The 7569-nt window shown below is 53.5% G+C and carries 6 protein-coding genes and 1 pseudogene; 5 read left to right on the forward strand and 2 right to left on the reverse strand.

Features of this window, described 5'->3' with window-relative positions; genetic code table 11:
• Positions 1-51: 51 nt before the first annotated feature.
• Positions 52-1632 (forward strand): bifunctional phosphoribosylaminoimidazolecarboxamide formyltransferase/IMP cyclohydrolase, encoded by a 1581-nt coding sequence (gene purH / locus HMPREF2907_RS09675; RefSeq protein WP_070682527.1) that lies wholly within the window; start codon positions 52-54, stop codon positions 1630-1632.
• A 202-nt stretch (positions 1633-1834) separates the two neighbouring features.
• Here purH and HMPREF2907_RS09680 read toward each other — a convergent pair whose 3' ends face one another.
• Entirely contained in the window at positions 1835-2629 is a 795-nt protein-coding gene (locus HMPREF2907_RS09680; RefSeq protein WP_070682574.1) for an inositol monophosphatase family protein, read from the reverse strand.
• A gap of 76 nt (positions 2630-2705) precedes the next feature.
• On the opposite strand from HMPREF2907_RS09680, the gene HMPREF2907_RS09685 reads away from it, so the two are divergent.
• The gene (locus HMPREF2907_RS09685) at positions 2706-3431 is read left to right on the forward strand and encodes a 16S rRNA (uracil(1498)-N(3))-methyltransferase (protein ID WP_070682529.1); all 726 of its coding nucleotides are present in this window, start codon (positions 2706-2708) and stop codon (positions 3429-3431) included.
• A gap of 81 nt (positions 3432-3512) precedes the next feature.
• Here the strand turns inward: HMPREF2907_RS09685 and HMPREF2907_RS13305 are convergent.
• Positions 3513-3630, reverse strand: a pseudogene (locus HMPREF2907_RS13305) (IS5/IS1182 family transposase); the annotation flags it as partial.
• 107 nt (positions 3631-3737) lie between these two features.
• Between HMPREF2907_RS13305 and HMPREF2907_RS09690 the strand changes: the two are divergent.
• The 3 genes from HMPREF2907_RS09690 (at position 3738) to fabD (ending at position 7438) form a co-directional block, all read left to right on the forward strand.
• Entirely contained in the window at positions 3738-4700 is a 963-nt protein-coding gene (locus HMPREF2907_RS09690) for a beta-ketoacyl-ACP synthase III (RefSeq protein WP_070682531.1), read from the forward strand.
• Between the two features lie 502 nt (positions 4701-5202).
• Positions 5203-6492 (forward strand): DUF1294 domain-containing protein, encoded by a 1290-nt coding sequence (locus HMPREF2907_RS09695; protein ID WP_070682533.1) that lies wholly within the window; start codon positions 5203-5205, stop codon positions 6490-6492.
• A 19-nt stretch (positions 6493-6511) separates the two neighbouring features.
• Complete coding sequence (gene fabD / locus HMPREF2907_RS09700; RefSeq protein ID WP_070682535.1) at positions 6512-7438, forward strand: ACP S-malonyltransferase; 927 nt, start codon at positions 6512-6514, stop codon at positions 7436-7438.
• Positions 7439-7569 lie beyond the last annotated feature (131 nt).

Consider the following 7569-nt stretch of genomic DNA (forward strand, 5'->3'; position numbering starts at 1 on the left):
ACTGGTTTAAAGTTAATCCACTATATAAATCTCTGTTTAAAAGGAATCCTTATGCCTTCCATCAAACGCGCCCTGATCAGCCTGTCCGACAAGACAGGCGCAGTCGAATTTGCCCAAACCCTGCACAAACTCGGTGTCGAAATCCTCTCTACCGGCGGCACGGCGAAGCTGCTTGCCGATGCGGGCGTTCCCGTGATTGAAGTCGCCGACTATACCGGTTTCCCCGAAATGCTCGACGGCCGCGTGAAAACGCTGCATCCGAAAATCCACGGCGGTATTTTGGGGCGGCGCGATTTGGGCGAACACGTCGCCAAGATGGAAGAGCACGGCATCGGCAACATCGACCTCGTTTGCGTCAACCTTTACCCCTTCGCCGCCACCATCGCCAAACCAAACTGCACGTTGGAAGACGCGATTGAAAACATCGACATCGGCGGCCCGACCATGGTGCGCTCCGCCGCGAAAAACTGGAAACACGTCGCCATCGTTACCGACACCACCGACTTCCCCGCCATCGCCGCCGAAATGGAAGCCAACGGCGGCGCGTTGAGCGACAAAACCCGTTTCAACCTGTCGCGCAAAGCGTTCAGTCACACCGCCCAATACGACGGCATGATTTCCAACTATTTAACCTCGCTTTCAGACGACGTCTTGAGCGGCACGCCCGAAATCGGCGAGTTCCCAAGCCAGTTCAACCAAAGCTGGATTAAAGTGCAAGACATGCGCTATGGCGAAAACCCGCACCAACGCGCCGCGTTCTACCGCGATGTTTATCCCGCCGCAGGCAGCCTTGCCGCCTACAAACAACTGCAAGGCAAAGAATTGTCGTACAACAACATCGCCGATGCCGATGCCGCTTGGGAAGCCGTCAAATCCTTCGATGCGCCCGCCTGCGTGATTGTGAAACACGCCAATCCGTGCGGCGTCGCCGTTGCAGCCGATACATTGACCGCCTACAAACTCGCCTACGCCACTGACACCACCAGCGCGTTCGGCGGCATCATCGCCTTCAACCGCGAAGTGGACGGCGAAACCGTGAAACAGATTACCGACAACCAATTTATGGAAGTCTTGATGGCGCCGAAATTTACCGCCGAAGCCCTCGAAATCGCCGCCGCCAAGAAAAACGTGCGCGTATTGGAAGTGCCTCTAGAAGCAGGTGCGAACCGATTCGAACTCAAACGCGTCGGCGGCGGGCTGCTGGTACAAACGCCCGACATCCACCGCCTCAACCGCGCCGATTTGAAAGTCGTCTCCAAACGCCAACCGACCGAGCAGGAATGGAACGATTTGCTGTTCGTCTGGAACGTCGCCAAATACGTCAAATCCAACGCCATCGTATTCGGCAAAGGCGGTCAAACCTACGGCATCGGCGCAGGCCAAATGAGCCGCGTGGACAGCACCCGTATCGCCGCCCGCAAAGCGCAGGACGCAGGCCTAGACTTAAACGGCGCGTGTGCCGCCTCCGATGCCTTCTTCCCGTTCCGCGACGGCGTGGACGTGATTGCCGAACAGGGCATCAAAGCCATCATCCACCCCGCAGGCTCGATGCGCGATCAGGAAGTCTTCGATGCGGCGGACGAACACGGCATCGCCATGGTGGTAACGGGTGTTCGCCATTTTAGGCATTGATTCGGGAAATAAATAATGTGAACAAAGGTCGTCTGAAAAACTATTTTCAGACGACCTTTTTGCATGGCGACATAGGAAACGAATATACAAGATGAGCAGAAGGGTATCCCGATTGCCGCTATTTAAGATGTAAAGCAGGGATGACGGGAAGGGTACTCTTGATTTGAATGTACCGAATGTACGGATAGACGGGTTGTCCTGTTTATTGGTTCTCCCGTATCCATTTTTCCCAACGCTCGAACAGGGCGGGTTGCAGGGCGGCGATGACGGAACGTTTGAAAACGTGTTCGCCGCTCCAAAAGTCGTCGCCTTCCAAAGTGGACAGGTTGCCGCCTGCTTCTTCGAAAATCAGCGCGCCGGCGGCGTAGTCCCACAGTTTTTGCCCGCCGTGGACGTAAACGTCGTAGCGTCCGCTGGCGAGGTAGCACCAGTCGAGCGTGCTGCTGCCCATGCTGCGGATGGTGCCGAAGGGGGCGAGCGTGCTCATGCGGCTGGTGAGTTTGCCGGAGCGCAGGTATTTGATTTCGACGCCTGCGATGGCTTCGCTGAGTTTTTTGTCGACGGTGCGCAGGGGGAGTCGTGTGCCGTTGAGGTATGCGCCTTTGCCGCGTTCGGCGTAGAAGCATTCGCCGCTGACGGGGTTGTAGATGATGCCGAGTTCAGCGCGGCCGTTTTTGACGAAGGCGACGGAAACGGCGAAATGGGGCAGTCCGTTGACGAAGTTGTTGGTGCCGTCTATGGGGTCGACGACCCACAGCCCGTCGGTATGCGCGTGCATTTTCCAAAGGGTGGTTTGTTCTTGCACGCTCATTTCTTCGCCGAGCATGGGGCTGTCGATCAACAAGGGCAGGGCGGCGGCGAAGGCGGTTTGGGCGGCGAGGTCGGCTTCGCTGAGCATGGAGCCGTCTTCTTTGCGGTGCGACGGGGTATTCAGGAAGCGTGGCATGACTTCGGTTTGCGCGATGTGCCGGACGACTTTTTGCAATCGGTGTAACACTTTTTGTCCTTGTTTTTGCGGTTGGGGTGCGAAATCGTATAATCGCGTTATTATATCCGTTTTCACTTGAAGAACCATGTCCAGATTTTATCTGCCTGATGCTTTATATGCGGGGCAAGTCGTTGAACTGCCTGATAATGTTGTGCGTCATTTAAATGTTTTGCGTATGCGCTGCGGGGAGGAGGTCGTTTTGTTTAACGGCAACGGCAAGGCGTATCCCGCGCGTTTGGATGTTTTGGAGAAACGCCGTGCCTGTGCGGCAGTGTTGCGCGAGGAGGAGACGGACAATGAGTCGCCGCTGAAAATCACGCTGGTGCAGTCGGTATCGAGTGGCGAGCGCATGGATTTTACTTTGCAGAAAAGCGTGGAGCTGGGCGTGGCGGCGATTCAGCCAGTAATTAGCGAACGCTGCGTCGTGCGCTTGAGCGGCGAGCGGGCGGATAAAAGGGTGGTGCGTTGGCAGGAAATTGTGGTGTCTGCTTGCGAACAAAGCGGCAGGAATATTGTACCGGAAGTGCGTCCGCTGCTGCCTTACCGCGAGGCTTTGAAACAGATGTCGTCTGAAACGACCAAGCTGTTGATGAGTTTGAACCGCGCCCAGAGTTTGCGTGCCGTCAAGCCGTTTTCAGACGACCTGATTTTTATGGTGGGGCCGGAAGGCGGCTGGACGGACGAGGAGGAGAGGTTGGCATTTGAGGCGGGATTCCAGTCGGTAACGCTGGGCAGGCGGGTTTTGCGGACGGAAACCGCTTCGCTGGCGGCGATTGCGGTGATGCAGACGCTTTGGGGGGATTTTGTGTAACCGAGGTCGTCTGAAAACGGGATATGGAAACGTAAATCCCTAGATGGTTTGAAAAGTAAATTTTATTGAAATCATGAGTTTATATAGTGGATTAACTTTAAACCAGTACGGCGTTGCCTCGCCCTTACCGTACTATCTGTACTGTCTGCGGCTTCGTCGCCTTGTCCTGATTTAAATTTAATCCACTATAGTTGTTTTTCAAGCCATTGCCTGCTTTACCTGTTTTGCGTCTTCGCGGCGTTGGGCAATTCATCCGTTTTCGCTTACAATAGCCGATTATCCGAATCAACGCTCAAAGGCCTTCACATGCAATACGCCAAAATTTTAGGTACCGGCAGCTATCTTCCCGCCAACCGCGTCAGCAACGACGATTTGGCGAAAAAAGTCGATACGTCCGACGAGTGGATTACCACCCGTACCGGCATCAAGTTTCGCCATATTGCAGACGAAGGCGAAAAAACCAGCGACCTCGCCGCCGAAGCATCGCGCCGTGCGCTCGTTTCTGCGGGTGTCGCTGCCGATGAAATTGATTTGATTATCGTAGCAACCGCCACCCCCGATATGCAGTTCCCGTCCACCGCGACCATTGTTCAACAAAAGCTCGGCATAGAAAACGGCTGTCCTGCATTTGACGTGCAGGCGGTCTGTGCGGGCTTTATGTACGCCCTGTCCACTGCCAACGCCTACATCAAAAGCGGCATGGCGAAAAAGGCTTTGGTCATCGGCGCGGAAACGTTCAGCCGCATCGTCGATTGGAACGACCGCACGACCTGCGTTTTGTTCGGCGACGGCGCAGGCGCGGTAGTGTTGGGCGCGTCCGACGAAGCGGGCATCATCCACAGCAAACTCAAAGCCGACGGCAACTACCTCGACCTGCTCAACGTGCCCGGTCAAATCGCCAACGGACAAGTTTGCGGCTCGCCCTACATTACGATGGATGGGCCGGGCGTGTTCAAATTCGCAGTCAAAATGCTCGCAAAAATCGCCGACGAAGTCATCAGCGAAGCAGGTTATACCCCCGATCAAATCGACTGGCTCGTGCCGCACCAAGCCAATAAACGCATCATCGACTCCACCGCCAAACACTTGGGTTTGGACATGGAAAAAGTCATCCTGACCGTACAGGAACACGGCAACACATCCGCCGCTTCCATCCCGCTCGCGCTCGATGTCGGCATCCAAAATGGTCAAATCAAGCGCGGACAAAACCTGCTGCTCGAAGGCATAGGCGGCGGATTCGCTTGGGGCGCGGTGTTGGTGAAATACTGATTTTTTGTTTGTTTGAAACTTAAGAGGTCGTCTGAAACTGCGCCGGAGCGGTTTCAGACGACCTTTTTGATAGGGAAGCTGGGATTCATATTTTGAGGGCCGGGTTAGTTGTTTATTGTGGATCAACTTTAAATCAGGACAAGGCGACGAAGCCGCAGACAGTACAGATAGTACGGTACCGATTCACTTGGTGCTTCAGCACCTTAGAGAATCGTTTTCTTTGAGCTAAGGCGAGGCAACGCCGTACCGGTTTAAAGTTAATCCACTATAAAGTGTAGAAGATTCAGGGCGGTAGTTGAAAAGTATGCTAGGCAGAGGGGGAAGGGCGCTGTCTCTGCCGAGCATTGAAAAGAGGTCGTCTGAAAATGTGTCGTTGCTTCAAACCGACACCGTTTCAGACGACCTTTTATTTATTATGGTTAAAATCCACATGGATTATGATAAATTGGTATAATTTCAAAACTGATTATCCAATACATTTTTTCCTTAATATAAAAATAAAATGAACCATAATAAACATTACGGGACAATCGCCCATTGGTTCGGGGAAATGAGCCGCGGCTCCATTATTTGCGACGAATCTTCGCAACGCATCTTTGCCAACCGTCAATCCCTCCACCCCGATTATCAAGAACCTGAAACCGGACACCGTGTCAGCTTTCAAATAGAAACGGAAAACAACCGCGCCGTCGCAAGGGATGTCGAGCGCATCAATCCGGGTTATAAAAACAATGATAGTGTGGTCATTACACTGGCCGACTGGGATTGGTCGAAGAATGGTGGTTATGGAATGGATGTTTCAAACGAAGGGCAGCCGGTGTTTGTGCTGGGACAGTTTCTTGCCGACCAAACCCTTACGCCTCGGGCGGGCGACCGTCTTGAAGGCACGCTCCGCCGTCATCCCAACGGACAATGGCTGTTGGTCAATGCCGTTATCCGCAGTACGCCTGAGTCCGAACCCGAGCCTGAATCGATACACGCTGCGTCCGCCCAAAAAGCGCAAGGTCAAACCGTACACTTTTTCCGTCCGGAACACGGTCCTAAAGTTGAAGTCAAAATCGAGCAGCCGTTGGTTGCCGAAACCCGTTATCCCGCTCCGAAATCCGCCCAAAAGAATCTGTTGCCGCCCAATCAGGTCATGAGCGGTACGATTACCACATGGGATGATGCCAAAGGCTACGGCTTCATCCGTTTCGGCGACGAATCCCAAAATATTTTCTTCCACATCAGCGCGTACCATTACAATACCTGCCGTCCGCAAACAGGACAGCGCGTCAGCTTCTACTGCAACCGCCCGATAGAAGGCAACCGTCAACAAGCCGTCAAGGTTGTCCGGTTGGGCGACGAAGCATTCCTGTTTGACGAATTGCCACCCGACTACAACAGGCTCAATATCGATATGCAGGCACTCCTGATCAACAGCGTCATCGCCGTCGTTTTCCTGACCGTTGTCGCCGTGCTTTCCAATAAACTGTTTTTCATTTACGTCCTTATCAGTATTGCCGCTTTCATCCTTTATCAACAGGACAAGCAGACGGCGATGGAGTCCGCGCGCAAAATCAGACGTAAAAACGAATACCAAAACCGTATCCCAGAAAACAAACTGCACGCATTCAGCCTGCTGGGCGGCTGGCCCGGCGCATTGGTTGCACGCGCCGCGTTCCGACATAAAACCAAGAAAGTTCCTTTTGTTCAGATTTTCTGGCTGACAGTGGCAATAAATGTTGCCATTACCTATGCCCTGCTGATACATTACGCCGATAATCCTCTGACGAATTTTCTGAAAAACTAAACTGAAACAAAGGAATATCATGTCTTTTGCATTTTTCTTCCCCGGTCAGGGTTCGCAAAGCCTCAATATGATGGACGGCTTCGCAGGACAATCGGTCGTAAAAAACACCTTCGACGAAGCTTCTGCCGTCTTGGGTCAAGATTTGTGGGCGATGATTAACGGTACGGATGCCGAACTCATCGGACAGACCGTGAATACGCAGCCCATCATGCTGGCCGCAGGCGTTGCCGTTTACCGTGCCTATCTTGAAGCGGGTGGCAAAACGCCAGCCGTCGTTGCCGGCCACAGCCTCGGCGAATACACAGCACTTGTTGCCGCCGGTGCATTGGATTTTGCGGATGCAGTCAAACTCGTCCGCCTGCGCGCCGAACTGATGCAGTCTGCCGTACCGCAGGGCGTAGGCGCGATGGCGGCGATCCTCGGCTTGGAAGACGAACAGGTTAAAGCCATTTGTGCAGAAGCCGCGCAAGGCGAAGTGGTCGAAGCCGTCAACTTCAATTCGCCCGGACAAGTTGTGATCGCGGGTAATGCCGCCGCCGTCGAGCGCGCCATGAATGCAGCCAAAGAAGCGGGAGCCAAACGCGCGCTGCCGCTGCCTGTATCCGTTCCTTCGCATTGCAGCCTGATGAAGCCTGCTGCGGAAAAACTTGCCGAAGCGCTCAAAACTGTTGAAATCAAACAACCGAAAATCCGCGTCATCCATAATGCCGATGTTGCCGCTTACGACGATGCAGAGAAAATCAAAGACGCGCTTGTCCGCCAACTTTACAGCCCTGTGCGCTGGACGGAAACCGTCAATGCGCTGGTTGCTGAAGGCATTGCCGAATCCGCCGAATGCGGACCGGGCAAAGTGTTGGCAGGTTTGGCAAAACGTATCAACAAAGAAGCCGTGTGCAGCGCTTTGACCAATTCCGAACAAGTTGCTGCCTTTATCGAAGCGCATTAAGTTTGCCGCTTGTTATGTTTCAGACGACCTTTCTTAATGAAAGGTCGTTTTTTAATGTCTGTCGGTTGTGTTCGGATAGGGGAGGGAATAGCAACAGGGGGATGTTTTATAGTGGATTAACTTTAAACCAG

Origin of the sequence: Neisseria sp. HMSC055H02 (assembly GCF_001813335.1) — a bacterium.
Taxonomy (GTDB): Bacteria; Pseudomonadota; Gammaproteobacteria; order Burkholderiales; family Neisseriaceae; genus Neisseria; species Neisseria sicca_C.